This window comes from Flavobacterium sediminilitoris (assembly GCF_023008245.1).
GTDB lineage: Bacteria > Bacteroidota > Bacteroidia > Flavobacteriales > Flavobacteriaceae > Flavobacterium > Flavobacterium sediminilitoris.
Window position 1 is genome coordinate 813,404 of the sequence record NZ_CP090145.1, and the last position, 24,794, is coordinate 838,197.

The window sequence follows — 24,794 nt, forward strand, 5'->3', positions numbered from 1 at the left end:
TTAAAAAATCATTAACAAATAGACGTTAACAGCAGTAAACACATTTGCTAAGAGGTTTTTTTTATAAAAAAAACAAGCCTTATTTTTTCAAATCTAAAGCCACTTTTTCTAATTCGTCATACCATTGTTGCCCAAATTTTCTCACTAAAGCTTCTTTAACAAATTTATATATTGGAACTTCTAATTCCTTACCTAAAGAACATGCATCTGAACAAATGTGCCATTTATGATAATTTACGGCTGCAAAGTCTGAATATTCCTTTACACGAATAGGATATAAATGACAAGAAACTGGTTTTTTCCAGTCTATCAACCCTTGATTATATGCTTGTTCAATTCCACAAAGAGCTGTTTTCCCATCAAAAATAACATAAGCACAATCTTTACCTTCGATCAAAGTTGTTTCAAACTCCCCATCTTCAGTAGTTATAAATGCACCTTGTGCTTCAATGGCTTCAATTCCTTCTGGGCGTAAAAAAGGCTTTACCTTTGGATAAATTTCTTTTAATATCTCTGTTTCACTTTTATCTAATGGAGCACCTGCATCTCCATCAATACAACAAGCTCCTTTACAAGCAGAAAGGTTGCATACAAATTCTTTTTCTAAGATTTCTTCCGAAACAATTGTTTTATTAAGCTGAAACATAATAATATTATTAAAGTTGCAAAGGTACACTTTTGAATTTAGATTTTATATTGAAACAAGAATAATACCATTATTGGAAATATCCATATATTTTTCTCATACATATTCTCTATCTTTGCAAAAACTAAGAGAAACATGACCTTTGACTGGAAAGAAATTTTTACTATAAGCATGATTTTATTTGCCGTAATTGACATAATAGGAAGTATTCCAATTATAGTTGACTTACGAAGTAAAGTTGGACATATTCAATCTGAAAAAGCTACAATAGTTGCTGCAATTATAATGATTGCTTTTCTTTTTGTAGGTGAAGAAATTTTAAAACTAATTGGAATTGACGCAAATTCTTTTGCTGTTGCAGGAGCTTTTGTTTTATTCTTTTTAGCATTAGAAATGATTTTAGGAATACGATTATATAAAGAAGACAATCCTACAACCGCCTCAATAGTACCGATTGCTTTTCCTTTAATTGCTGGAGCAGGAACAATGACTACTATATTGTCGCTAAGAGCAGAATATGAAAAGATAAACATTATTATTGCAATTATTATAAATGTAATTGTTGTGTATTGTGTTTTAAAATTATCTGGCAAAATTGAAAAGTCGTTAGGTCAAAATGGATTAGGCATTATTCGAAAGATTTTTGGTGTAATCTTATTAGCTATTGCAGTTAAATTATTTGCTGCGAATGTAAAAGGGTTATTTACTTAACAATAAATTTATTAAACATGAAAATATTCAGCATCATCGTAATTGTTTTAGCAGTAATACTTATTGCTTTCAATCTTACAAAAGTTAATTTTAATAGCCCATTTGAAGGAAATAGTTCTGTAGCGTTAATTGGAATTGTATCTGGTTTCTGTGCTATTATTTTAATGTTAATCTATTTAATTTCTAAAAAGATAGAAAACAAAACAAAAAATCATTAAATCTTTTTTTCTTAAAAATCACATTTCATGTATGACGTTTTAATAATTGGTGGCGGTGTTTCTGGCGTTTCCTGTGCTTTACTTTTAGGTTCTGCTTCCAATAAACCTTTTGCTTCTGATAAAAAAATAGGAGTAATTGCTCATCAAAAAACTTCCTCATTACAAAATGCGGTTTTTAATAATGTTTATGGAATTCCTGTTGGAAAACTAGGTTCTGAATTATTAACAGAAAGTTTAGATCACCTAACAACAGTTTACCCACATGTTGAACAAATTTTAAATGAAAAAGTCTTAAAAATTTCAGGTGAAGCTGGAAATTTCCAAATAACAACTAATTCAAAAACTTATAATTCAAAAATTATTGTTATTGGAATTGGCTCAGGAAGCCCTTTCATAATTGAAGGACTAGAAAAATATGTTATTTCGCATAAAAAAGCAGCTCCAGAAAAAAATAGAATTCAACTAAAGAATGATGATCATTTCGTAACAGAAGGGATTTACGTTTGTGGCACTTTAGCTGGACAAAGAAGCCAGTTAGCTATTGCTTCTGGAAGTGGTGCAAGTGTAGCTGGTGACATTTTAACTTTATGGAATAATGGAAATCACGCACAGGTTCATGATGCATTAGGAAAATAGTTTATTCTATTTTTTCAGATTCTATTTCCAAAACTTTTTTAATCATAGCATCTTCAGAAAGAATAATTTCATAATAACTATTTTCATCAAAAACTTGCCTTACAAATTCTGCATATAGGTATTTTAAAATTTTCTCTTTTTGGCTATAATTAATTAGTATTCCACTATCGGAAACATATTTTTTAAACGCATTTAAATATTTATCTGTATCCGTTACTTCTTTTTGGAGTTCTTCTTTAGTCAGAGAATTAAAGAATTTTCTATCCCTGTCTAATTGCTCAAAAACAAAATAACTAACAATTCCTGATCTCATTATCATGAATGTTGCTTCTTCTCCATGTTTTGCCTGAAAGGGTACAAAAACATCTGGTGTTATTCCGCCACCACCATAAACAATTCTTCCTTTTTTAGTTTTAAATTTTAAACTATCTGCTACTTTAATACTATCTGCCTCATAAAGTTCTCCACTTTGAAAACGTTTTTCAAATTCATTAAAATAGCCTTCTGCTTTGTCATCGTATGGTTTTTGAATAGAACGTCCTGAAGGAGTGTAATAACGAGCAACTGTTAAACGCACAGCAGAACCATCTCCAAGAGGCATTTCTCTCTGAACTAATCCTTTTCCAAAAGATCTACGTCCCACAACAATTCCTCTATCATTATCTTGAATTGCTCCAGCTAAAATTTCACTTGCTGAAGCACTATTTTCATTAATTAAAACAAACACTTCTCCTTTTTCAAAGTATCCTTTTTCAGTAGCAAATGTTTTATCTTCTCTTCCTTTTTTGTTTATTGTTTTAACAACTAATTCTTTATCTTTTAACAATTCATCCGCTATTTGAACAGCTACTTCAAGATATCCTCCTCCATTATCTCTTACATCAATAATTATTTTCTTAATTCCTTGCTTTTTAAGAGCCATTAATCCTTCATGAAACTCATCATAAGTTGTTTCTGCAAATCTGTTGATTTTAATATAACCAACATCACCAGAAACCTTTAAAGCGACGTCTACACTTTTTATCGGAATAACATCTCTTTTTACTTTAATTTTTAATTTTTGATTTGTTTCTTTTCTATAAAGTGTAATTACAACTGTAGAACCTCTCTCTCCTTTTAATCTAGAAAACAAACTGTCATTTTGAAGTTTTTTATTAAATAACTGATGATTATCTGCAAATAACAATCTATCTCCTGCTTTTATTCCTGCTTTTTCAGAAGGCCCATTCTTTATGGTTTTTATAATAGCAACGGTGTCTTTGTACATATAAAAATTGACTCCAATTCCTACAAAATCGCCTTTCATGCTTTCTGTTACTGCTTGTAGCTCATTTCTACTTATATAAACAGAATGCGGATCTAAATTTTCAAGAATACCGTTTACTGTTAAATCGACTATTGAATCTGTATTAATCTCGTCTACATACTCTCTCTCAATAAAATCGATTAATTTATTAAGTTTATTTCTTTTAGAACTTTTACTTAAAAAATTATTCTGATTAGATGAGTTTAATTTACTTCCCAATAACAATCCTATCGCAACAGCCATTGCAATAATAATAGGAAAATATATTTTACTCATTTTTTTCACTTAACTAAGGTCTTCTAATAATTCTACTTCAACACCTGCTTTTTTTAAAAAATCCACACCCGAAGTGTCTTTATATTCTTCATGATACACTACTCTTTTTATTCCTGATTGATGTATTAATTTACTACAATCTTTACACGGAGAGAGTGTTATATATAATGTTGCATTTTCACATGATTGTGTTGACCGAGCCACTTTTAGTATTGCATTCGCTTCTGCATGAAGCACATACCATTTTGTAGTTCCGCTTTCATCTTCACAACAATTTTCAAATCCTGTTGGAGTACCATTATATCCGTCAGAAATAATCATCCTATCTTTTACAATAATTGCGCCAACTTGCTTTCTTTTACAATATGATAGTTGTCCCCATTCTTTTGCTATTCGCAAATAGGCTTTATCATATTTGTTTTTTTTTTGTTTCATATTAACTCCAAATTTCACTTTCTATTATCATTGGTAAAACTACTCCAATTATAAAAGCAGACATTACTAATGCCCAATCTCTTTTAGAGAATCTAAAGAAAGTTTGCACAATATATGCCAATATTAACACTATAAAAACTACTATTATTTGAGCTGTTTCAATTCCTAAAGCAAATTCTAATAAAGGTAGTAATTTATCCGATGCTTTTCCTGGAAGGATAGTCTTAAAATAATTTGAAAAACCTAATCCATGTATAATTCCGAAGAATAATGTAATTATTGCTACAAAAGATATACTTTCACTTTTAGAAGATTTACCAGCAGTAAATAGATGAAATAATGCTGTAACAAATATTGTTATTGGAATTAAAAACTCGACTAATGTCGGTTTAATATACACTACTCCATATACTGACAAAAGCAAAGACAATGTATGCCCGACTGTAAATAAGGTAACTAATAAAAAAACACGTTTCCAATCTTTAAAAGCGTAAGGCACCATTAAAGCAATTAAAAACATAACATGGTCATAAGCATGAATATCTAAAACATGATTGAGACCTACTTTGAAATATAACCAAAATTGAGACATAACTATTATTTTTTTGGGGAACCCAAACTTACAATTTATTTTATAAAAATAGAATTGCTTTACAAACAACTTACCATTTATTTTTAATGTTTTAATTGTTAAATCATAAAATTTAATTTTTTGGATATGCTAAAAATAAAATAATGTGTAATTTTGCACAACTTAAAACAAATATTATGTCATTTTCAGATTTATTTGATAACGAATTTAAAAATAGAAATAAAGGTCATTTTTCTGCAATTGTAAGAGTTGCGCTTTCAGACGGAGCTCTAACATCTGAAGAAAAAGAATTCTTAGACAAATTAGCTATTAGACTAGAGATTTCCAGAGCAGAATATGAAGAAATTTTAGAGAATCCTTCAAAATACCCAATCAATCCTCCTGTTCTTCATATACAAAGACTTGAACGTTTATATGATTTAGCACGTATGGTTTATGCCGACCATGTTTTAGGACCAAAACAAAAACAAATTTTAACTCGTTTTGCATTAGCTTTAGGATTTACACCAAGCAATGTAAATTATATTGTTGACAAAGCACTATCATTGTTAGTATTAAACGTAGATTTAGATACTTTTATTTACGAAATGCAGCACATGAACAAATAAGAACAAAAAAGCTCCAAAATTTTGGAGCTTTTTTATTTATACATTTTTCATAAATTCTTCTGCTTTCGCAACCATATTTTTACTACCACAGAAAAAAGGAACTCTTTGGTGTAATTCTGTAGGCTTTATTTCCATTATTCTATTATATCCATCTGATGCTTTTCCTCCTGCTTGCTCCGCCAAAAATGCCATTGGATTACACTCATACAACAAACGCAATTTACCATTAGGTGCTTTTGAACTTGTAGGGTAGATATAAATCCCTCCTTTTATCATATTTCTATGAAAATCAGACACTAAACTTCCAATATATCTAGAAGTATAAGGTCTATCTCCTTCTTCCATCTGACAATATTTCAAATAATTTTTTACCCCTTGAGGGAAATGAATATAATTTCCTTCATTAATTGAATAAATTTTTCCATCTGGTGAAAATTGCATATTAGGATGTGACAAATAGAATGTTCCTATAGCAGGATTTAAAGTAAATCCATTAACACCGTGTCCTGTAGTATAAACAATCATTGTAGAAGTTCCATAAATAACATATCCTGCTGCTACTTGATTAACACCTGGTTGTAGAAAATCTTCTAATTGCACAGGAGTTCCTACTGGAGTGATTCTTCTAAACACTGAAAAAATGGTTCCTACAGAAACATTAACATCAATATTAGACGAACCATCTAATGGATCCATTAAAACAACATATTTATTATTATGGCTTTTATCTCCTCCTGCTACTGTAATAAAATCGTCATTCTCTTCAGATGCAATTCCACAAACGATTTCTCTATTTATTAATGTTTGTATAAAAGTATCATTGGCAAAAACATCTAATTTTTGCTGATCTTCTCCTTGAATATTTTGTTCGCCCGCAGCTCCAACTATATCAACAAGACCAGCCTTGTTAACTTTATAGTTTACTACTTTAGCAGCTAAGCGAATTGAATTAATAATTCTTGATAATTCTCCTGTTGAATATTGAAAAGATTCTTGATTCTCAATAATAAATTCTCCAAGGGTTGTATTTCTTTCTTCCATTACGAATAAGATGTAGTTGTGTTTATCGCACAAATATCGGTTTTTTTGTGAAATGAATAAATAATTTCTCATTATGTTTTTCTTAATCTTATTTTTGCACTGTTTTCATTCTAAATTAAGACTCATGATTATAAGACAAGGAAAAAAGGAAGATATGGCTAGCGTACTAGAACTCATTCAAGAATTAGCCGATTTTGAAAAAGAACCCGATGCTGTAGTTATTTCTGTCAAAGATTTAGAAAGAGATGGCTTTTCAGAAAATCCTTTATTCAAAACTTTTGTTGCAGAAGTAGATAATGAAATTATTGGGATTGCATTATATTATTATAGATACTCTACTTGGAAAGGAAAAACAATACATTTAGAAGATTTAGTAGTAAAAGCGAACAAAAGAGGCACTGGAGCAGGATTTGCTTTATATTCAGAAATTATAAAACAAGGAAAAAAAGACAATGTTAGACGAATAGAATGGAATGTTTTAGACTGGAACACTAATGCAATTGATTTCTATAAAAAAAGCGGAGCAAAAGTTTTAGATAACTGGAAAGTAGTGCAAATGGACGAAAAAGGAATAACTGATTTTTTAAAATAAAGTATAATACTAAAATCTTAATACTCTTAAGAATGAAAATTTTTAAATTTGGTGGTGCATCGGTAAAAGATGCAAATGGCGTAAAAAATGTAACTTCAGTTTTAGAACAAGTAGGTTATGAAAACACATTAGTTATTGTCTCTGCTATGGGAAAAACAACTAATGCACTTGAGGTTGTAATTAAAAATTATATTGAAAAGTCAAATGAATTAAATGCATCTGTTCAAGAAGTAAGGAAATACCACAATCAAATTTTATTAGATTTATTCGAAGACGAAGATCATGAAGTATTTTTCGCCGTGAATGCCCATTTTGATGATTTAGAATATTTTTTAAGAAGCAATAAATCTCCAAATTATAATTTCGTATACGATCAAGTTGTAAGTTATGGTGAAATCATATCTACCACAATTGTAAGCTATTATTTTAACTATAAAGGATTAAGCAATACTTGGCTTGATGTTCGTAATTTTATTAAAACAGACACTAATTACAGAGACGCTAATGTTAATTGGGAACAAACTCAAGTATTAATTACAAAAAAAATAGAAAAAGGAACATTATATATTACGCAAGGTTTTCTAGGATCCGATCCAAATAATTTCACTACTACATTAGGCCGTGAAGGTTCTGATTATACTGCCGCTATTTTTGCTTACTGTCTAGGCGCAGATAGTGTAACGATTTGGAAAGATGTTCCTGGTGTATTAAATGCTGATCCACGCTATTTTGAAAATGCTGTATTATTAAACCAAATATCATATAGAGAAGCAATAGAATTAGCTTTTTATGGTGCTAGTGTAATTCACCCTAAAACATTACAACCATTACAACAAAAAGAAATTCCTTTATTTGTAAAATCATTTATAAATCCGCTTTTACCAGGAACAAGTGTTTCAAAAGGTTCCGATTTAGAACCACATTTACCTTGTTATATTATCAAGAAAAACCAACTTTTACTTTCGCTTTCATCTTTAGATTTCTCATTTATAATGGAAGAACATATTAGTGAGATTTTTGCGCTTTTTCATCAACATAAATTGAAGGTAAACCTAATTCAGAACTCTGCTATTAGTTTTTCTGTTTGTATAGAAGATAAATTCAATAATTTTAATGATGTAAAAAGTATATTAGCTAAAAAGTTCAAAATCACTTTCAACGAAAATGTATCACTTTACACCATCAGGCATTTTAATGAAGATGCAGCTCAAATAGTTGAAACAAACAAAACTGTTTTATTAAAACAAATTTCAAGAGAAACATTACAAATAGTAGCTAAAGAATAATATCTTATTTTTTTAAAATACTCTTAAAAACACAGTCTCTTATTTTAAATATTTAAAATAAGAGACTGTGTTTTTTCATTATAACAATAACAGAAATTAAATATAGAATCAAAACTTTCCAACAATAAGTACTACTTTTGAAAAATATGAGTTATAGTATTTATGATACGGAAATGGATTTTATGGTTTTTTCTATTTATATTTTCAAGCACTTTTGCTCAGGAAATACAAACACCATATAAATCTAAAAAAATTATTGCATCAAGGGATACTATTTCAATTGAGAAAGTCAGTATTAATAAATCCTTTTTTAAGATTTTAGACAAAAAAGGAATAGCTATAGATTCTACTTTTTATAAAGTAAATTTTCAAAAAGCAACACTTGTATTTAATGAAAATTTTACTTCTACCGACACTTTAGAAATAAAATATTTAAAATTTCCAGAGTTCATTACAAAAGAATATTCTATCTATGATGATTCAAAAATAGTTCCAAATGAAGCAGGACAACTATACACCATAAAAGAAATTGACAGACAACCTTTTAAGCCATTTGATGGATTAAATACGTCTGGAAGCATTTCTCGCGGAATAACTATTGGAAACAATCAGAATACAGTTGTCAATTCTAATTTAGATTTACAAATAACTGGGAAAATTTCTGATAAAGTCAGTTTACGCGCTTCCATTCAAGATAGCAACATTCCACTTCAAGAAGGTGGTTACTCTCAAAAACTGGATGAATTTGATCAAATCTTCATTGAATTATTCTCTGACAATTGGAACATTAGAGCTGGTGATTTATTCTTAGAAAACAGAACTTCTCAATTTCTCAATTTTAATAAAAAAGTACAAGGTCTTTCCGCTCAATTTACACTTGGTACACCTGAAAAAAAGACATCTATTTTTGGTTCCGCAGCTTTAGTTCGTGGACAATATGCACGAAGCACTTTTACAGGACAAGAAGGAAATCAAGGTCCTTATAAATTAAAAGGAAATAATGGAGAACTCTTTGTTTTAGTCATTTCAGGATCTGAAAGTGTTTATGTAAATGGTATTCTTTTAGAACGCGGAGAAAACAAAGATTACGTTATTGATTACAATGCAGGAGAAATTATTTTCACATCCCTTTTCCCTATTACTTCAGAAATGAGAATCAACATAGAATATCAATTTACAGATAGAAATTTTACTCGTTTTTTAGCTTATTCGGGTGTAATGCACGAACAAGAAAAATTTAAAATAGGCGGTTATATTTATTCTGAAAATGATGTAAAAAACCAACCTTTACAACAAAATTTATCCGAAGACCAAATTGCTATTTTAAAAGAAGCAGGTGATAATCAAAATTTAATGACAGCTCCTTCAGCTTATGCAGATTCTTTCTCCGAAAATAAAATTTTATATAAAAAAATCCTTTTTGGAACAACCGAAATTTTTGAGTATTCCAATAATCCAGAAGATGAATTATACAATGTTCGCTTTTCATTTGTAGGTCAAAATTCAGGAAATTACATTTTGATTAACAATAACGCTATTGGAAAAATATACGAATATGTTACTCCAATATCTGGAATTCCACAAGGAAGTTTTGAACCCATAATTACTTTAGTTGCTCCAACAAAAATTCAGATTGCAACTGTTTTAGGAGCATATAATCCTTCTGAAAAAACAAATATAGACTTTGAAATAGCAGTAAGTAATAATGATAAAAATCTTTATTCTTCAATTAATGACAATAACAATCAAGGTGTTGCAGGAAAAATAAATGCAGCACAAAGAATATTCACAGGAAAATATAATCTTAATGCTTTTGCTAATTTTCAATTAGTCAACAAAGATTTTAAAACAATAGAACGTCTATATAATATTGAATTTAACAGAGATTGGAATTTAACTACTCCATTAGGAAATCAAACCTTATTAATTAGCGGGTTAAACCTAGATTTAAAGAAAAATGGAACTGCTAAATATCAACTTGAAAAATTAGATTTTTCGGATAATTTTTCAGGCACAAGACACATTATTCAATCAAACTTAAAATTTAATAAAACAAGAGTAAATACCGATTTTAGCGCTTTAAATAGTTCAAGTAAACTTTCCAACTCTAATTTTATCCGAAATCAATCTCTTATTAAGCATCATTTCCATAAAAACTGGATTGGTGGTTCATTTAGATATGAAAGCAATAAAGAGAAAACAATCTTAACAAATGAATTAAGCAATTTAAGTCAACAATTTACAGAATATGGAACTTTTATTGGCAGAGGAGACTCTACAAAAGTTTATATAGAATTGGGTTATCTAAACAGAACTAACGATAGCATTCAAAATGGAATATTAAAAAGAGTGAATCAATCTGACTCTTACTATTTAAAGTCGCAATTAATTAAAACCGATAAAAGCAATTTAAGTCTTTTTCTAAATTATAGAAACTTAAAATATGATGATCAATCTAGAAAAAACGAGCCTTCATTAAATTCTAGAATTCTATACAACGATTCTTTCTTTAACAATTTACTACAAAGCTCATCTAGTTACGAAACGACTTCTGGAACAATTGCCCAACAAGAATTTACCTATTTAGAAGTAGAACCTGGACAAGGTGTTTATACTTGGAATGACTACAACAACAATAATATTCAAGAATTACAAGAATTTGAAATTGCACCCTTTCCTGACCAAGCAAAATATGTAAGAGTGTTTTTGCCTAATCAAATTTTCGTAAGAACACATCAAAACAAATTTTCGCAATCATTAAATTTTAATGGTTCCGTTTGGCAGAATGAATCTGGTTATAAAAAAATGCTTTCTCATTTCTATAATCAAACTTCTTTTTTAGTAGAAAGAAAAATTACTCGAAACGAAAGTAGTTTTGATCTAAATCCTTTTTCTAAAAACGAAAATATTGTTGGGTTAAATAATAATTTCAGAAATAGCTTATTTTACAATAGAGGTAAACAAAAACATTCTATTACTTATACTTATTTAAACAATCAAATTAAAACATTATTAAATATTGGTTCACAAGAAAATAAAATTTATTCACACCAAATTCAATATGCCCACTTAGTAAATAAAAGTTGGTTAATTCAATGTAATTCAAACACAGGTAATTCAAAAAGTAAATCTGAAAATTATAACAGTAGAAATTTCAATATCAACAGCCTCAGTCTTAATCCAAAGTTATCTTATCTATTTTCAAAAAACGCAAGTTTAGATCTCTTTTTTGAATATAAAAATCAAGAAAATACTATAAATGCATTAGAAATATTAAACCAAAAGCAAATGGGAACATCTTTTTCTTTCAATAGCGAAAAAGGATTTACTATGACAGGAGAATTCTCTCTTTATAACAACAATTTTTCTGGAAATCCATTATCTCCAGTTGCTTTTCAAATGCTACAAGGATTACAAGCTGGAAAAAATAGTGTTTGGCGATTATTTCTTCAAAAAAACATTACACAATATTTAGACATTAATATTAACTATCAAGGAAGAAAATCTGAAAAAAGCAACACAATACACAATGGAAACATTCAATTAAGAGCTTACTTTTAACATTTTTACTAAAAATAATATCTTAAAGTTGTTAACTTTACGAAATTTAATTTTTGATCCCAATTCAAATGAAAAAATTACTACTGCTAACTATTCTATTAACTAATTTTATCTCATATTCTCAGCTTAGTAATAAGCATTGGTTACCTCCTTTACATGCTAATGAAGATCAAGACACGAATTTAATACAAGACCATTATGTGTACTTGTCAACACCAGAACCGACCCCTTTTCTGGTTACAATAACTGATGGTGTTGGAATCCCAATTAACGGATCTCCATTTACAATTTCTCAAGGGAATCCCATAAGAGTATTAATTGGTAATAGTCAACCTTCAATAATGTTTCTAGATAAATCAGAGGTTGGATCTGTCAGTTCTAAAGGATTAATATTAGAAGGGATTTATGACTTCTATGTTAGTTTTAGAGTTCGATCGACAAATCATGCAGAATTTTTATCTTCTAAAGGGTTAACCGGAGCTGGAAAAATATTTAGATTAGGAAGTTTACCTCAAACGGATTTTGGAGGAATTAGAAATTTTGTATCTAGCTTTATGGCAACCGAAGATAACACTTCTGTTTCTTTGTCTGATTACGACCCAAACATTCTATTTATTAATGGAAACAACACATTAGTTACGCCTAATCAAAGTTTTAATTTAAATAAGGGAGAAAGTGTTGTTATATCTGGATATTCTATATCTCAAGCTAATCTAAATGGCTTTATAGGGGCCTTACTTACTTCTGACAAACCAATAATTGTTAACACAGGAAATCTGGCAGGAGGAATGTTAGCACAACAAGATGGTCAAGATTTCAATTTAGATCAAATTGTTCCTTTAGAACAGGTAGGAACTGAATATGTAATAATGAGAGGGAATGGCAGTAATGATTCTGAACAACCTCTAGTCATTGCTCACGAAGATAATACAGAAGTTTTTGTTAACAATCTCCCTTTCCCTATTGCAATTTTAAATGCTGGTGACTATTATCTAATCCCATCAAGTAATTTTCAAGGTACAAATTCAAACAGAAACATGTACATCAATAGTAGTAAACCTATTTTTCTTTATCAAATTGTAGCAGGTAGTATAAGTGACGCTACAAGTGGGTTTTATTTTATCCCACCTTTAAATTGCTTTTGGCAAAAAAGTGTAGATTTAATTCCAGATATTGAAAGAATTGGCCCTGTTGATAACTTTAATGGAAATATTATAATTGCTACTGAAACAGGATCAATTATAACAATTAATGATATTGTTAGCACCGCGACACCTATTCCTGTTTTAGGTAACCCAAATTGGGTTACATATAAAATCCCTAATTTAACAGGAAATGTGAAAATTGAATCAACTGGAGCATTAGCAGTAGGTGTATTTGGAGCAAGTGGAAATTCTGGATATGGCGGTTATTTTTCTGGTTTTGGTAGCTTACCTAGAGATAGTGAAACAATAATATGCAGTAATGCAACTGTCGATTTGTTTGATAGAATTCCTGGAAACCCTGATACAGGAGGAACATGGTCATATAATAGTATTCCAAGAATTCCCAATAACGGACTTTTTGATCCTTTAACAGATCCTATTGGCAACTATGTATATACTTTCACTAAAACTTGTAATGGAGACACTAGAATTTTTCCTATAACTATTTCAGTTACAGAGATTCAAATAGCTCCATTTGCAGGAAACAACACTACAAAAACATTTTGCGCATCTGAAAGTCCGTTTGATTTATTTGCACTTCTCGGCACAACAAATGCTTCTGGGAATTGGACGTTAAATGGATTACCTAGAGCAAACGGGATTATAAATCCTAGTATAGATCCAGCAGGAGATTATGTATACACAATCCCTGCAACTTCAGCTTGCGAAGCTGTTTCTGCAACAGTTAATGTAGATATATATAGCTCACTACAATTAACAAATACTATTACCAACATTGAAACGTGTGATGATACTATAGATGGAGACACAAGCGGAGAATCTTTATTTACTCTAACAGACAAAGACAACCAAATAACAAATAATGCAACTGGATTAACTGTCAAATACTATGAAAATGAAATAGATGCTGAAAATGAAGCGCTAAATAATATAACATCAATAAGAGCAACAACAGGTAAAACTATCTATTTCAGATTGACAAATCCAAATGGATGTTACATCGTTTCTTCATTTAATCTAATTGTAAATCCATTACCTGTAATATCAAATGAAGTAACATTAAGTCAATGCGACACAAACAATGATGCCATTACCGATTTTAATTTAACTGAAGCAAATAGCATTATATCAACAGACACAAATTTATTTTTTAGCTATCATTTATCACAATCTGGAGCAGTCAATAACACTGCTTTAATAACCAACGAAACAAGTTACACAGCTTCTAATGGTAATACCGTTTGGGCTAGAATAGAAACCACTAAAGGCTGTTTTAGAACAGCAAAAGTAAACTTAGTTGTTTCTGCTACAACTCTTACTTCAAATGATCATCTAGAAATATATGAATGTGATAATTACATAAACACCAATGACCCTGAAAATGATGGATTTGATTATTTTAATTTCAATAATGCTAATGGTTCAATAAATGTAATCGATTATTTTAAAAATTTATTCCCTACAAATCAACGACCAAATCTAGTTGTTACATTTTATGAGAATGAAACAGATGCTTTAGCTGAAGAAAATCAAATAACAAACATAAGTAATTACAGAAATAACACAGTTAATACTCAAACAATATGGGTAAGATTAGATAGTAATTTAAATAATGCCTGTTTTGGATTAGGACCATATTTAACTTTAAATGTAATTCCAGTTCCTGATGTTGATTTAGGCTCAAGCTTTGTATTGTGTGTAGATCCAATCACTGGCTTAGGCTCTCATATTGTAGATGCAACACCTACAACAAATGGAAGTTATTCATACACTTGGAATCCTTCAAATCCAAATACAGATAACTTAGGAAACGAAAATCATTTATTCAATATTACTCAAGCAGGAACCTATTCAGTAATTGTTACAAATAATACTACGGGTTGTCAGAATTCAGATACCATTCAAGTTATCATTTCTTCAGAACCTACCCAATTTGAAGCGAATATAATAAACCCTATTCTTTCAACAGGTCTTTCAACTATAGAAACATTCGCTTCTGGTGGTTTTGGAATTTATGAATATAGTTTAGATCAAATAGAATGGCAAACAAGCCCTATTTTTACAGATATTCCAAATGGAAGTTACATTGTATATGTAAGAGATATTCAAGGCTGTGGTATATTATCATCGAGTTCTTTGTATGCAATAACCTATCCTAATTTTTTCACACCAAATGGAGATGGATATAATGATTTTTGGAATATTTCAAATCTACCTGAAACATTTGAACCAAAAATTTATATTTTTGACAGATATGGTAAACTAATTAAACAAATTAACCCTTATGGTAATGGATGGGATGGGACATTTAATGGACAAAACTTACCATCTACTGATTATTGGTTCAAATTAGAATACGTAGAAAATGGCACAAATAAAGAATTTAAATCACATTTTAGTTTAAAACGTTAATCATGGAAGGAACAATAAACACCGAGATAAAAAACAATATTGCTACTATTTCTTTCTTTCATCCAGCAGGAAACTCCTTCCCTAGTTCCCTTCTAAAAAAACTTTCAGATGAATTCAAAAGCTTAGGAAACTCTAACAAAATTTCAATAATTATATTAAAAAGCGAAGGAACAGGAGCCTTTTGTGCTGGTGCATCTTTTGATGAATTATTGGCCGTGTCAAATCTTACAGAAGGAAGTTTGTTTTTCTCTGGTTTTGCAAATGTCATAAATGCTATGCGAAAATGCCCAAAACTTATTATTGGAAGAGCACACGGAAAAGCTGTTGGTGGTGGTGTAGGACTTTTGGCTGCTTGCGACTATGTATTTGGAACTCATTCCGCAGATATCAAACTATCAGAGTTAGCTATTGGTATTGGTCCTTTTGTAATTGAACCTGCTGTAACCAGAAAAATAGGAAAAACAGCCATGTCTGAAATGACTTTAGAGCCTACAGCATGGAAACAAGCTACATGGGCATTAGAAAAAGGTCTTTTTGCTAAAATCTATCCTACTATTGACGAATTAGATTTAAACTTAAACACTTACACTAAAACACTTTCTAGCTATAACCCTGAAGCTTTATCTGAAATGAAAAAAGTTTTATGGGAAAAAACAGAAAACTGGGACACTTTGTTATTAGAAAGAGCAGCCATTTCAGGCAAATTAGTCCTATCTGATTTTACAAAAAAAGCTTTATTGCAATTCAAAAAGCAATAAAGCTTTTTGAATTTTATAACTTCCTCGTTTTTAACCAACCCGTAATACTCACTCTCTTTTGTTCTACAGGTTTTACTTCGTGTTCTAAAACATGGCTTTCAAAAACAACAACTCTCCCTTTTAAAGGGTAAATAGTAATCTCTTCATTAGGTTTATAGATAACCAATTCTCCTCCAAATTCAGGACTCCAATCTTCATGATTTAAATAACACACAATAGACAAACGTCTACTATCATCATTCTGAAAAGTATCCAAATGTCTTTTATAAAAAGTCCCTTTAGGATACAATGCATAATGAAATTCGCGCTCCCTAATGCCTAAAAAACAAGTTCTATTTAAATAGCTAGTAAAATCAGAAATTCTATCAAAAAAAACTTTCTCTGCTTCTACTGCTTCTTTTTCATCAATCCAAGAAATAAAATCACCCCTAATAGATTTTACAATTTGTTCATTAAAGACATTCCCTATTGCCGCTTTCTTAAATTCATCCTCTTCATACTTTAAAAGCAGAATATCCCTAAGATTTTCAACTTCTTTTTCTTCAAAGAAATCATCCACAATACTATATTGTTTTTCTAATAAATCTTGAACAATTTTCTCAAATACATCTTCCATTTAATGGCTTATTTTTAGAGCTACAAATATAACAGGAATTAAGTCTAATAGTTCCTTAAAATAATTATTACCTTTGCTTTTTTATATATTATGAATAAAATAAGAATTACGAAGCAATTTTCATTTGAAACAGGTCATGCTCTTTATGGGTATGATGGTAAATGTAAAAATGTTCATGGTCATAGTTACAAACTTTCTGTTACAGTAATAGGAACTCCTATTGCTGACAAAAGCAATGTAAAATATGGAATGGTTATCGATTTTGGAGATTTAAAAAAAATTGTAAAAGAAGAAATAGTTGATTTATTTGATCATGCTACTGTTTTTAACAAAAATACTCCACATATTGAACTTGCAAAAGAACTAGAAGACAGAGGTCATCATGTTATCCTTGTAGAATATCAACCTACAAGTGAAAATATGGTTATTGATTTTGCAGAAAAAATAAAAAGTAGACTACCAAAGGAAATTAAACTCTTTTCACTGAAACTTCAAGAAACAGAAACTTCTTTTGCAGAATGGTTTGCTTCTGATAATTAACAAAAATCCCTTTCAAAATTTGAAAGGGATTTTTTATTAATATGATTTTTATATTAGAATTGATATCCTATTCTAATTCCTCCAAAAACATTAGTATCAAATCCTGAACTCTTACTTCCTGGATCAACAAATGTATTTAAGTTATTACCATTCTTTACAGATCTCTCGCCATCTTTTAATTTTGAAGACAAGAAACTAATTCCAGCTTCTACTCCCAAATATAATTTTTCAGCGATATAATAATCCGCTCCAGAAAAAACAGCAAATCCGAAATTAGACCTTTTCTGCTCAAATCTATCATAATCTCCATTTTCTTCTTCTTCATCATCTACAACCTTACCACTACCAATAATTAAATCAGCACCGGCATAAGTAGATAATCTACTTGAACCAGCAAAATGTTTTTCAACCCCTAATTTAAAATTCAAATCAGAATTTTTATCAGTAAATGTTGTTTGATTAGGAGAAGTTCCTGTAATATCTTCTGTTTTATCATTATCAATGCTCACGCCTAATCTAAGACCGATATCTTCTTTTAAAAAGTATCTAAACTTAAGAAGTCCACCTCCTAAATTAAAATTAGCATTATTTAAACCACCTGTCAAACCTACTTCAGTTGTTACAGTTCCTTCTAAAGGTTTGTAAGATGTCGATTCCTCTTGAGCGTTTATAAAATTAAACACTGTTAACGCAAAAGCGCATAAAACGATTTTTTTCATTTAGATTTTAAGTTTTAAATATTGTTTGTCCTGCAAACATACTTTATTCTCTAATATTATAATAATTTTATGCACTTTTTTTTTCAAACTACATGTTTTTTATCTGTTTAAAATTACTTCTTTAATTCTCTTACTCCCATGTTATACAAAGTAAACACTTGCATATCAACATGTTCTTGAATAATTGCACTTACTGATTTCCCAGCACCATGCCCAGCATTTACATCAATACGAATTAAAACAGGATTATCCCCTGTTTGTTTCGCTTGTAGTTCCGCAGCAAATTTAAAACTATGCGCTGGAACAACTCTATCATCATGATCACCAGTCATTACCAATGTAGCTGGATATTTTGTTCCTGCTTTCACATTATGCACAGGAGAATATGCTTTTAAATAGTCAAACATTTCTTTACTTTGCTCTGAAGTTCCGTAATCATAAGCCCAACCAGCTCCTGCTGTAAAAGTATGATAGCGTAACATATCTAAAACACCAACACCTGGCAACGCTACTTTTATTAAATCTGGACGTTGAGTCATAGTAGCTCCAACAAGCAGACCTCCATTTGATCGTCCAGAAATTGCTAAATAATCAGATGTTGTATATTTTTCTTTTATTAGATATTCTGCAGCAGCAATAAAATCATCAAAAACATTTTGTTTTTGCATTTGAGTTCCTGCATCATGCCATTTTTTACCATATTCACCACCACCACGTAAGTTTGCAACAGCATAAACACCTCCATTTTCTAACCAAACAGCATTAGCAATACTAAAACTAGGTGTTAAACTAATATTGAATCCTCCATAGCCATATAACATTGTTGGATTTTTACCATTTAACTCAATTCCTTTTTTATATGTAATAATCATAGGAATTTTTGTCCCGTCTTTTGAAGTATAAAAAATCTGCTTTGATTCATAGTCTTCCGATTTAAAATCCACATTTGGTTTTTGGTATACTACTGATTTTCCAGATTTTGGATCAAAAGAATAAATTGTTCCAGGAGTTGTATAATTTGTAAAAGAAAAATATAAAGTAGCATCTTCTTTTCTTCCACCAAAACCACCAGCAGAACCTATTCCTGGTAATTCAATATCTCTCACTAATTTTCCGTCGTAATCATATTGTTTAATATATGACACTGCATCTTTAATATATTTAGCAAAAATATAATTACTCCCTGTTGAAATAGATAAAACATTTTCAGTTTCTGGAATAAAATCAACCCAATTAGCTTGTTTAGGGTTTGACAAATCAAAAGTCACTACACGTTGATTAGGCGCATTATAATTAGTAGACAAATAAAATTTTGTTCCTATATTATCAATTACACCATTATCACTATCAAAATTATTTACAATATTTACTATTGGACCATTTTTTACTAAATCTTTATAGTACAACTCATTTCCTGAAGTTGAATTAGATCCTGAGATAATTAAATAGTTTTCATCCTCGGTAACATATCCACCAACATATCTTCTTTTTTCATTTTGTCCAAAAATCAACTGATCTTCTTTTTGAGAAGTTCCTAACTTATGAAAATACAGTTTATGTTGATCTGTTTTCGCAGATAGCTCACTCCCTTTTGGTTTATCATAACTTGAATAATAAAACCCTTCATTTTTATACCAAGAAACACCACTAAACTTAATATCTACAATAGTATCTCCTATTATTTCTTTTGTTTCTGCGTTTAAAACAACTACTTTTCTCCAATCACTTCCGCCTTCAGAAATAGCATAAGCTACTAAAGAACCATCTTTTGAAAAATTAACACCTCCTAAAGATGTAGTTCCGTCTTTTGAAAACGTATTTGGATCTAAGAAAATTTCTTCTTTTCCTGCCTCATTCTTTCTGTATAAAACAGATTGATTTTGCAAGCCATCATTTTTATAAAAATAAGTGTAATTCCCTTCTTTAAATGGAGCTGAAATTTTCTCATAATTCCATAATTTTTCCATTCTTTCTTTCAATTCTTTTCTAAATGGAATTTTTTCTAAGTATCCAAAAGTAACTTCGTTTTGAGCTTTTACCCAAGCTTCTGTTTCTGCACTTCTATCATCTTCAAGCCATCTATATGGGTCTTGAATTTGTTCTCCAAAATAAGTGTCTAAAGTATCTACTTTTTTAGTTTCAGGATATGTAACACTCATGTCTACAATTTCTTTAGGTTCTTCTTTCTTACAAGCAACAAAAGCAGTCGCGACTAAGAGTAAGGTTAAGCTTTTTTTCATTTATTAATTTTTAAGTTGTTTTACAAAAATAAGGGTTTTAAATGTTAAGTTATGTTAAAAAAAACCTCTGAAAATTCAGAGGTTTAAAAAGGGTGTTCTAAAACTTAATCTACCACGACCGGAAAACTCACTTCAGCATCAGTAGAGCCACCTGCATTTGTTATATCTCCATTTGAAACTCCATTTGCTGACTTATTTGGCAGATGTCTTAAAGTCACTGTTAGATTTCCAGTTGAACCAGATGTTCCTGCAACAAGACTAAACTCAAGACCTATTGGTTTTCCATTTGCATCAACATTTAATGCATCATACGTTATATTCCCAATACTTGCAGGTAATTGATAAAAAACCTGATGATCTTGTCCTTCTGCTTCTACCTCTTCTGTTATATTTCCTATTGGATTCTCTAATTCGTTTAAAAACTCAACACTTCCAGTATAACTTTCACCTGCAACTAAATTCCCTCCCGTTAAAATATATTCTGGAGGATTTGGACCATCTCCGTCTAAATCGGTTGATTTCATAACAATACTTGACGAGTTACTACTTAATAAAGTTATTTGAACAGTAGTTATAACTTCTTCTTCATTTACAGGCGCAGGAGAATCATCATTTGAACACGATGTTAGAAATAAAAATGATGAAATAAAAAGTGCTGAAAATTTTAAATTATTTTTCATAATTTGATTCTTTAATGTTTTTTAAAAATTTAATTTAATTTGAAATTGAAAATTCCTACCTAACTCGTCAACAAAAAAACGTTGCCTATTTAGATAATCTCTATATGTTGTGTTTAATATATTTTGAACAGAAAATGTAGTTGTTAAACTATTTTTTTTACTAATTTTAAAAGTCATTCCATTAGAAAAATGCAATAAATGATACCCTTTTGGAGGAGAACTTATATCTACTAAAACAGGAGTTAGCGCATCATCAACAATAATATTAGTATTAAAATTATTATTTGGATATTGAGCCTGACGAAAAACCAATTCGCTTTTTAACTCCATAATCCAGTTATGCCAATCTTCTTTTCTATATTGAATTTTATTATTTAATGAAAAAGGAGGCATATCGATTAAATCTTCTTTATCCGATAAATTTCTTCCACTTACATAAGCAAAACTAGCTTCATGAGAAAAGTGCTCAGAAATTTTCCAATCTGAATTAAAATCAATCCCTACTAGCAAAGCATCAGATTGCTCAAATTCCCAAACAGGAAAAGCACCTCTAATTGTCGTTTCAAATCCTATAGGTCGCAAATACATAAAATTTGAAATATGATTTACAAATGGATTAACCTGAAAAGCAAATGATTTCCAATTTTTCTTTAAAGTTGTATTCACTTTAAAGGATTGTTCTCTCTTTAAACGTAAATCTCCTAGTTCAATTTGACCAGTAGAATGATGCAATCCATCACTAAACAACTCTGAAGGATTTGGATTTCTAGACGCTAAACTCAAATTAACTAACCACTCAATATTATGATGAAATTGTTTTCTTAATCCTATATTACCTGTCAAATTATGATAATTAAATTGTGGCTTAGTCAACCATTGATTTCCTTCCTCACCAACAATAAAATTTGAAAACATAGCATTATACCCACGTTCTTCCCATCTAGATTTTAAATAATATTTAGTTGCCTCAATAGTAGTAAAATCATAGCGTAAACCTGATTCTAAAACAAGAGAATTATTAATCGAATAACTAGCAATTCCATAATATCCAAAATCTAACTTTTCATAACTTGGAATAAGTGGACGAATTCCTGTATTTGGATTTGCAAAATTATTTTGATACCCAAAATTAACTCCGGTTTTCAATTTCCAATCTTCAAAAGATGTTTTATAATCAATTAGAAAAGTATGAGTTGCTAACTGTAAGTCTAAAGCCGCTTTATTATTAGCACTACCTCTTCTCACATCAAATTCTAATCTATTATTAAACTGAAAAGCATATTGAAAATCTAAAGAACTAGCATCATTTATCCATTGTTGATAATTTAACTTAACTAAATGATGTTGTACTTCTTGTCTTGGAGCATCCAAATCATAAGTAAAATCACCTTTTACACTAGGAATCTTATTCGTAATTGAATTGTATAAATCATTTACATTACCAATATGAGATGCCTTTATAATTCCAATTTGTGCATTGTAAAAACTATACATAACATTGAAATTATATTTTTCTTTAGCATACCGAATACTTCCTGAAAAATTTTGCTCTCTATTACCTGAATTTGAAAGAATATAATTTGGCGTTTCTCTATCTCCTAAATACTTAAAAGTACCTAAGGCATTCCAACTCCATCCATACACATTACCCTTTTGAATACTTGAACTTATACTTCCTCCTCTTCCATTAGATGCTACATCTAAAATTGTTTTTCCCACCAAAGTATCTTTTCGAATTATTTGAGGTTCAACAATAACAACTCCTCCAATAGCATCTCCTCCATATTGCAAAGCAGAAGCACCTTTAATAACTGTAATTTTACCTGCGGAATTTATATTAAAATTTGGAGCATGTTCTGTTCCCCACTGCTGATCTTCCAAACGGACATTATCATTAATAATTGGCACTCTAGTACTATGTAATCCATTAATAACAGGTTTTACAATTGTACTCCCTGTTTTCAAAATAGAAACTCCAGAAATCTCTTTTAATGCATCACCCAATGTTTGACTACTGTATTTTTCAATAATTTCTCCTTTTATAACTTGCTCATTACTACTTTCACTCTTAGTATTTTTACTTTGTTGAACAGCAACAGCATCAAGTTTAACAACATCAGGAAACAATTGACGATTAATAGTCAAATCTATTGTAAGATTTATCATTTCATCAATAGGCTTATAACCTATGTATGAAATATACATTTTTTGATTTCCTTCTGGAACATCTTTTAAAACATAAGCCCCATCAACAGATGTTGAACTTGTTTTATTGGCAATATGAATATGGACATCTCTTAAGGGTAAGCCATTCTCATCAGTAATAACTCCACTGACAGTCAGTTGAGAAAAACTCAAACAACTTACAAATAAGAAAAACAAGATATAATTGAATCGCATTTTCTTAGTTTAAAAATATAAACACAACGTATTATTTTTAACAATACTATTAAGAACACATTTTAAGGTAAAATCTTTTTTAATGACTACCTTTTTATAAATTGCTATTATAACAACTTAATAACTATAACCATTTAAATGTTGTTTTTAAAATACATTAAAGACAAACAAAACAGATTTAAAAACATACCATGATAAAAACAAGCATTTTTGCTCAAATCATCATTAGCATATCATCAAAATATTGGTTAATAGGTTCTTAAATATATTAAATCAATGTAGGAGGGCCTCTTAAATAGAATGAATTTCTATTAAGTATAGTAATAATGTTATTATTACTATATAGGTAAGGAATTTCTAAAACAGGAGGAAATAACGAGTACGTAAAAATTTCAGGAGAAAGAAAACTTGCAAACTTAAAGTCACAAACAGGACAACTTTCTTTATCTGAAATAATTTTAGTAAATACTGTTTTCGATTCTTTAGAAGAAATCGATTTTATTTCTTTATGACTATGATGAGAAAAAGTATGTAGTGACTGATAACTAACAGCAAATAAAACTGACAGCATCAATATAAAGTTCACTATTACTATTTTTTTCTTCATTAACGACAAAGATACTAAGTTTTATTGAAGAGTTTGTTTTATAAAAATTTTTTATGAAATAAAAATGAGATATTTTTGTCATACAACAATAAACACAAAAATTATTATGAAAAAATTATCTTTCCTAGTATTAGGCTTACTTTTCTTCTCTTGTAGCAGTGACGATTCAAATGACACTCCAGACAACAGTTCAAATACTGTTGCATTTTTTAAGGCTAATCTTACTAATCTAAGTGTAAACTACATCCAAGACAACAGCAATTCACCATCACATTTCAATCAACCTATTGTTGGATACAGTGGTAATGGCTCAAACAAGTCATTTTATTATAGTTCAAGTATGGAACCTTTAAGTCTTAACAATTACCCTTCATTAGACATTACATTACATCATATGTATCAATCAACAGATGAAAGCACAGAAACAACCAGTTTTAACACTATTTTTAGTAACAAACCAACTAACTTCATTACATCAGACCAAGACTTTAACTGGACAAAAGGTGTTAGTGTTACTTACACAGACAACAATGGTGACTCATACTCTACCTTAAGCGGAAGCCAAACTGGAAGTACTATTAATTATACTTCAACCGTTGCAGGAACAAATAGCCTTACAGGATTACAAACACAAACTGTTCTGGAACTGTAGCTTGTAAATTATACAAAGATAGTGACCCCTCAATTATAATTAACCTAACATCTGGTTCTTTTAAACTAGTTTTTCAAGAATATGATTAAAACTTCA

At 29.8% G+C, this 24,794-nt stretch carries 22 protein-coding genes; 11 read left to right on the forward strand and 11 right to left on the reverse strand.

Features of this window, described 5'->3' with window-relative positions; translation table 11 throughout:
- Nucleotides 1–79: 79 nt before the first annotated feature.
- Nucleotides 80–646, reverse strand: a complete 567-nt coding sequence (locus LXD69_RS03825) for a DUF3109 family protein (RefSeq protein WP_246917690.1) — start codon at nucleotides 644–646, stop codon at nucleotides 80–82.
- Nucleotides 647–781: 135 nt separating this feature from the next.
- On the opposite strand from LXD69_RS03825, the gene LXD69_RS03830 reads away from it, so the two are divergent.
- Genes LXD69_RS03830 through LXD69_RS03840 form a run of 3 tightly spaced genes read left to right on the forward strand, consistent with a single transcriptional unit; the run spans nucleotide 782 to nucleotide 2,211 of the window.
- Nucleotides 782–1,357, forward strand: coding sequence for a MarC family protein (locus tag LXD69_RS03830; RefSeq protein ID WP_045970923.1), 576 nt, complete (start codon nucleotides 782–784; stop codon nucleotides 1,355–1,357).
- A gap of 17 nt (nucleotides 1,358–1,374) precedes the next feature.
- The gene (locus tag LXD69_RS03835) at nucleotides 1,375–1,575 is read left to right on the forward strand and encodes a hypothetical protein (RefSeq protein WP_045970921.1); all 201 of its coding nucleotides are present in this window, start codon (nucleotides 1,375–1,377) and stop codon (nucleotides 1,573–1,575) included.
- A gap of 27 nt (nucleotides 1,576–1,602) precedes the next feature.
- A complete protein-coding gene (locus LXD69_RS03840; RefSeq protein WP_246917692.1) occupies nucleotides 1,603–2,211 on the forward strand; it encodes an FAD-dependent oxidoreductase in 609 nt (202 codons plus the stop codon).
- A gap of 1 nt (nucleotide 2,212) precedes the next feature.
- On the opposite strand, the gene LXD69_RS03845 is transcribed toward LXD69_RS03840, so the two are convergent.
- Genes LXD69_RS03845 through LXD69_RS03855 form a run of 3 tightly spaced genes read right to left on the reverse strand, consistent with a single transcriptional unit; the run spans nucleotide 2,213 to nucleotide 4,820 of the window.
- A complete protein-coding gene (locus tag LXD69_RS03845) occupies nucleotides 2,213–3,793 on the reverse strand; it encodes a S41 family peptidase (RefSeq protein WP_246917694.1) in 1,581 nt (526 codons plus the stop codon).
- Nucleotides 3,794–3,802: 9 nt separating this feature from the next.
- Nucleotides 3,803–4,228, reverse strand: coding sequence for a deoxycytidylate deaminase (locus LXD69_RS03850; protein WP_045970914.1), 426 nt, complete (start codon nucleotides 4,226–4,228; stop codon nucleotides 3,803–3,805).
- A gap of 1 nt (nucleotide 4,229) precedes the next feature.
- The gene (locus LXD69_RS03855) at nucleotides 4,230–4,820 is read right to left on the reverse strand and encodes a HupE/UreJ family protein (protein ID WP_246917696.1); all 591 of its coding nucleotides are present in this window, start codon (nucleotides 4,818–4,820) and stop codon (nucleotides 4,230–4,232) included.
- Between the two features lie 176 nt (nucleotides 4,821–4,996).
- Between LXD69_RS03855 and LXD69_RS03860 the strand changes: the two genes are divergently transcribed.
- A complete protein-coding gene (locus LXD69_RS03860; protein ID WP_045970913.1) occupies nucleotides 4,997–5,428 on the forward strand; it encodes a tellurite resistance TerB family protein in 432 nt (143 codons plus the stop codon).
- Between the two features lie 36 nt (nucleotides 5,429–5,464).
- Here the strand turns inward: LXD69_RS03860 and fbp are convergent, their stop codons facing one another.
- A complete protein-coding gene (gene fbp, locus LXD69_RS03865) occupies nucleotides 5,465–6,469 on the reverse strand; it encodes a class 1 fructose-bisphosphatase (protein WP_045970911.1) in 1,005 nt (334 codons plus the stop codon).
- A 124-nt stretch (nucleotides 6,470–6,593) separates the two neighbouring features.
- Here fbp and LXD69_RS03870 point away from each other — a divergent pair, with 124 nt between their 5' ends.
- The 5 genes from LXD69_RS03870 (at nucleotide 6,594) to LXD69_RS03890 (ending at nucleotide 16,244) form a co-directional block, all read left to right on the forward strand.
- The gene (locus tag LXD69_RS03870) at nucleotides 6,594–7,061 is read left to right on the forward strand and encodes a GNAT family N-acetyltransferase (RefSeq protein WP_246917698.1); all 468 of its coding nucleotides are present in this window, start codon (nucleotides 6,594–6,596) and stop codon (nucleotides 7,059–7,061) included.
- Nucleotides 7,062–7,093: 32 nt separating this feature from the next.
- Complete coding sequence (locus LXD69_RS03875; protein WP_246917700.1) at nucleotides 7,094–8,347, forward strand: aspartate kinase; 1,254 nt, start codon at nucleotides 7,094–7,096, stop codon at nucleotides 8,345–8,347.
- Between the two features lie 162 nt (nucleotides 8,348–8,509).
- Entirely contained in the window at nucleotides 8,510–11,908 is a 3,399-nt protein-coding gene (locus tag LXD69_RS03880) for a hypothetical protein (RefSeq protein ID WP_246917701.1), read from the forward strand.
- A gap of 68 nt (nucleotides 11,909–11,976) precedes the next feature.
- The gene (locus tag LXD69_RS03885) at nucleotides 11,977–15,486 is read left to right on the forward strand and encodes a T9SS type B sorting domain-containing protein (RefSeq protein ID WP_246917702.1); all 3,510 of its coding nucleotides are present in this window, start codon (nucleotides 11,977–11,979) and stop codon (nucleotides 15,484–15,486) included.
- Between the two features lie 2 nt (nucleotides 15,487–15,488).
- Complete coding sequence (locus LXD69_RS03890) at nucleotides 15,489–16,244, forward strand: enoyl-CoA hydratase/isomerase family protein (protein ID WP_045970902.1); 756 nt, start codon at nucleotides 15,489–15,491, stop codon at nucleotides 16,242–16,244.
- Nucleotides 16,245–16,257: 13 nt separating this feature from the next.
- On the opposite strand, the gene LXD69_RS03895 is transcribed toward LXD69_RS03890, so the two are convergent.
- Complete coding sequence (locus LXD69_RS03895) at nucleotides 16,258–16,860, reverse strand: 2OG-Fe(II) oxygenase (RefSeq protein ID WP_246917704.1); 603 nt, start codon at nucleotides 16,858–16,860, stop codon at nucleotides 16,258–16,260.
- A gap of 90 nt (nucleotides 16,861–16,950) precedes the next feature.
- Between LXD69_RS03895 and LXD69_RS03900 the strand changes: the two genes are divergently transcribed.
- Nucleotides 16,951–17,400: a 6-pyruvoyl trahydropterin synthase family protein gene (locus LXD69_RS03900; RefSeq protein ID WP_045970897.1), complete on the forward strand. Its 450-nt coding sequence runs from the start codon at nucleotides 16,951–16,953 to the stop codon at nucleotides 17,398–17,400.
- A 53-nt stretch (nucleotides 17,401–17,453) separates the two neighbouring features.
- On the opposite strand, the gene LXD69_RS03905 is transcribed toward LXD69_RS03900, so the two are convergent.
- The 5 genes from LXD69_RS03905 to LXD69_RS03925 form a co-directional block, all read right to left on the reverse strand.
- Nucleotides 17,454–18,119 (reverse strand): BT1926 family outer membrane beta-barrel protein, encoded by a 666-nt coding sequence (locus tag LXD69_RS03905; RefSeq protein WP_246917705.1) that lies wholly within the window; start codon nucleotides 18,117–18,119, stop codon nucleotides 17,454–17,456.
- A gap of 113 nt (nucleotides 18,120–18,232) precedes the next feature.
- A complete protein-coding gene (locus tag LXD69_RS03910; protein ID WP_246917708.1) occupies nucleotides 18,233–20,359 on the reverse strand; it encodes a prolyl oligopeptidase family serine peptidase in 2,127 nt (708 codons plus the stop codon).
- A 104-nt stretch (nucleotides 20,360–20,463) separates the two neighbouring features.
- Nucleotides 20,464–21,039, reverse strand: coding sequence for a type 1 periplasmic binding fold superfamily protein (locus tag LXD69_RS03915; protein ID WP_246917711.1), 576 nt, complete (start codon nucleotides 21,037–21,039; stop codon nucleotides 20,464–20,466).
- A gap of 21 nt (nucleotides 21,040–21,060) precedes the next feature.
- Nucleotides 21,061–23,439 (reverse strand): TonB-dependent receptor, encoded by a 2,379-nt coding sequence (locus tag LXD69_RS03920; protein WP_246917713.1) that lies wholly within the window; start codon nucleotides 23,437–23,439, stop codon nucleotides 21,061–21,063.
- Nucleotides 23,440–23,707: 268 nt separating this feature from the next.
- Complete coding sequence (locus tag LXD69_RS03925) at nucleotides 23,708–24,046, reverse strand: hypothetical protein (RefSeq protein WP_246917715.1); 339 nt, start codon at nucleotides 24,044–24,046, stop codon at nucleotides 23,708–23,710.
- A 106-nt stretch (nucleotides 24,047–24,152) separates the two neighbouring features.
- On the opposite strand from LXD69_RS03925, the gene LXD69_RS03930 reads away from it, so the two are divergent.
- Nucleotides 24,153–24,698, forward strand: coding sequence for a hypothetical protein (locus tag LXD69_RS03930; RefSeq protein WP_246917716.1), 546 nt, complete (start codon nucleotides 24,153–24,155; stop codon nucleotides 24,696–24,698).
- Nucleotides 24,699–24,794: the final 96 nt, after the last annotated feature.

Coding starts and splice junctions, on each gene's coding strand:
- LXD69_RS03920 (WP_246917713.1), bottom strand. CDS start 23,439: ATGCGATTCAATTATATCTTGTTTTTCTTATTTGTAAGTTGTTTGAGT.
- LXD69_RS03930 (WP_246917716.1), top strand. CDS start 24,153: ATGAAAAAATTATCTTTCCTAGTATTAGGCTTACTTTTCTTCTCTTGT.
- LXD69_RS03870 (WP_246917698.1), top strand. CDS start 6,594: ATGATTATAAGACAAGGAAAAAAGGAAGATATGGCTAGCGTACTAGAA.
- LXD69_RS03915 (WP_246917711.1), bottom strand. CDS start 21,039: ATGAAAAATAATTTAAAATTTTCAGCACTTTTTATTTCATCATTTTTA.
- LXD69_RS03860 (WP_045970913.1), top strand. CDS start 4,997: ATGTCATTTTCAGATTTATTTGATAACGAATTTAAAAATAGAAATAAA.
- LXD69_RS03905 (WP_246917705.1), bottom strand. CDS start 18,119: ATGAAAAAAATCGTTTTATGCGCTTTTGCGTTAACAGTGTTTAATTTT.
- LXD69_RS03830 (WP_045970923.1), top strand. CDS start 782: ATGACCTTTGACTGGAAAGAAATTTTTACTATAAGCATGATTTTATTT.
- LXD69_RS03845 (WP_246917694.1), bottom strand. CDS start 3,793: ATGAGTAAAATATATTTTCCTATTATTATTGCAATGGCTGTTGCGATA.
- LXD69_RS03850 (WP_045970914.1), bottom strand. CDS start 4,228: ATGAAACAAAAAAAAAACAAATATGATAAAGCCTATTTGCGAATAGCA.
- LXD69_RS03925 (WP_246917715.1), bottom strand. CDS start 24,046: ATGAAGAAAAAAATAGTAATAGTGAACTTTATATTGATGCTGTCAGTT.
- LXD69_RS03900 (WP_045970897.1), top strand. CDS start 16,951: ATGAATAAAATAAGAATTACGAAGCAATTTTCATTTGAAACAGGTCAT.
- LXD69_RS03895 (WP_246917704.1), bottom strand. CDS start 16,860: ATGGAAGATGTATTTGAGAAAATTGTTCAAGATTTATTAGAAAAACAA.
- LXD69_RS03885 (WP_246917702.1), top strand. CDS start 11,977: ATGAAAAAATTACTACTGCTAACTATTCTATTAACTAATTTTATCTCA.
- LXD69_RS03840 (WP_246917692.1), top strand. CDS start 1,603: ATGTATGACGTTTTAATAATTGGTGGCGGTGTTTCTGGCGTTTCCTGT.
- fbp (WP_045970911.1), bottom strand. CDS start 6,469: ATGGAAGAAAGAAATACAACCCTTGGAGAATTTATTATTGAGAATCAA.
- LXD69_RS03875 (WP_246917700.1), top strand. CDS start 7,094: ATGAAAATTTTTAAATTTGGTGGTGCATCGGTAAAAGATGCAAATGGC.
- LXD69_RS03880 (WP_246917701.1), top strand. CDS start 8,510: ATGATACGGAAATGGATTTTATGGTTTTTTCTATTTATATTTTCAAGC.
- LXD69_RS03855 (WP_246917696.1), bottom strand. CDS start 4,820: ATGTCTCAATTTTGGTTATATTTCAAAGTAGGTCTCAATCATGTTTTA.
- LXD69_RS03890 (WP_045970902.1), top strand. CDS start 15,489: ATGGAAGGAACAATAAACACCGAGATAAAAAACAATATTGCTACTATT.
- LXD69_RS03910 (WP_246917708.1), bottom strand. CDS start 20,359: ATGAAAAAAAGCTTAACCTTACTCTTAGTCGCGACTGCTTTTGTTGCT.
- LXD69_RS03835 (WP_045970921.1), top strand. CDS start 1,375: ATGAAAATATTCAGCATCATCGTAATTGTTTTAGCAGTAATACTTATT.
- LXD69_RS03825 (WP_246917690.1), bottom strand. CDS start 646: ATGTTTCAGCTTAATAAAACAATTGTTTCGGAAGAAATCTTAGAAAAA.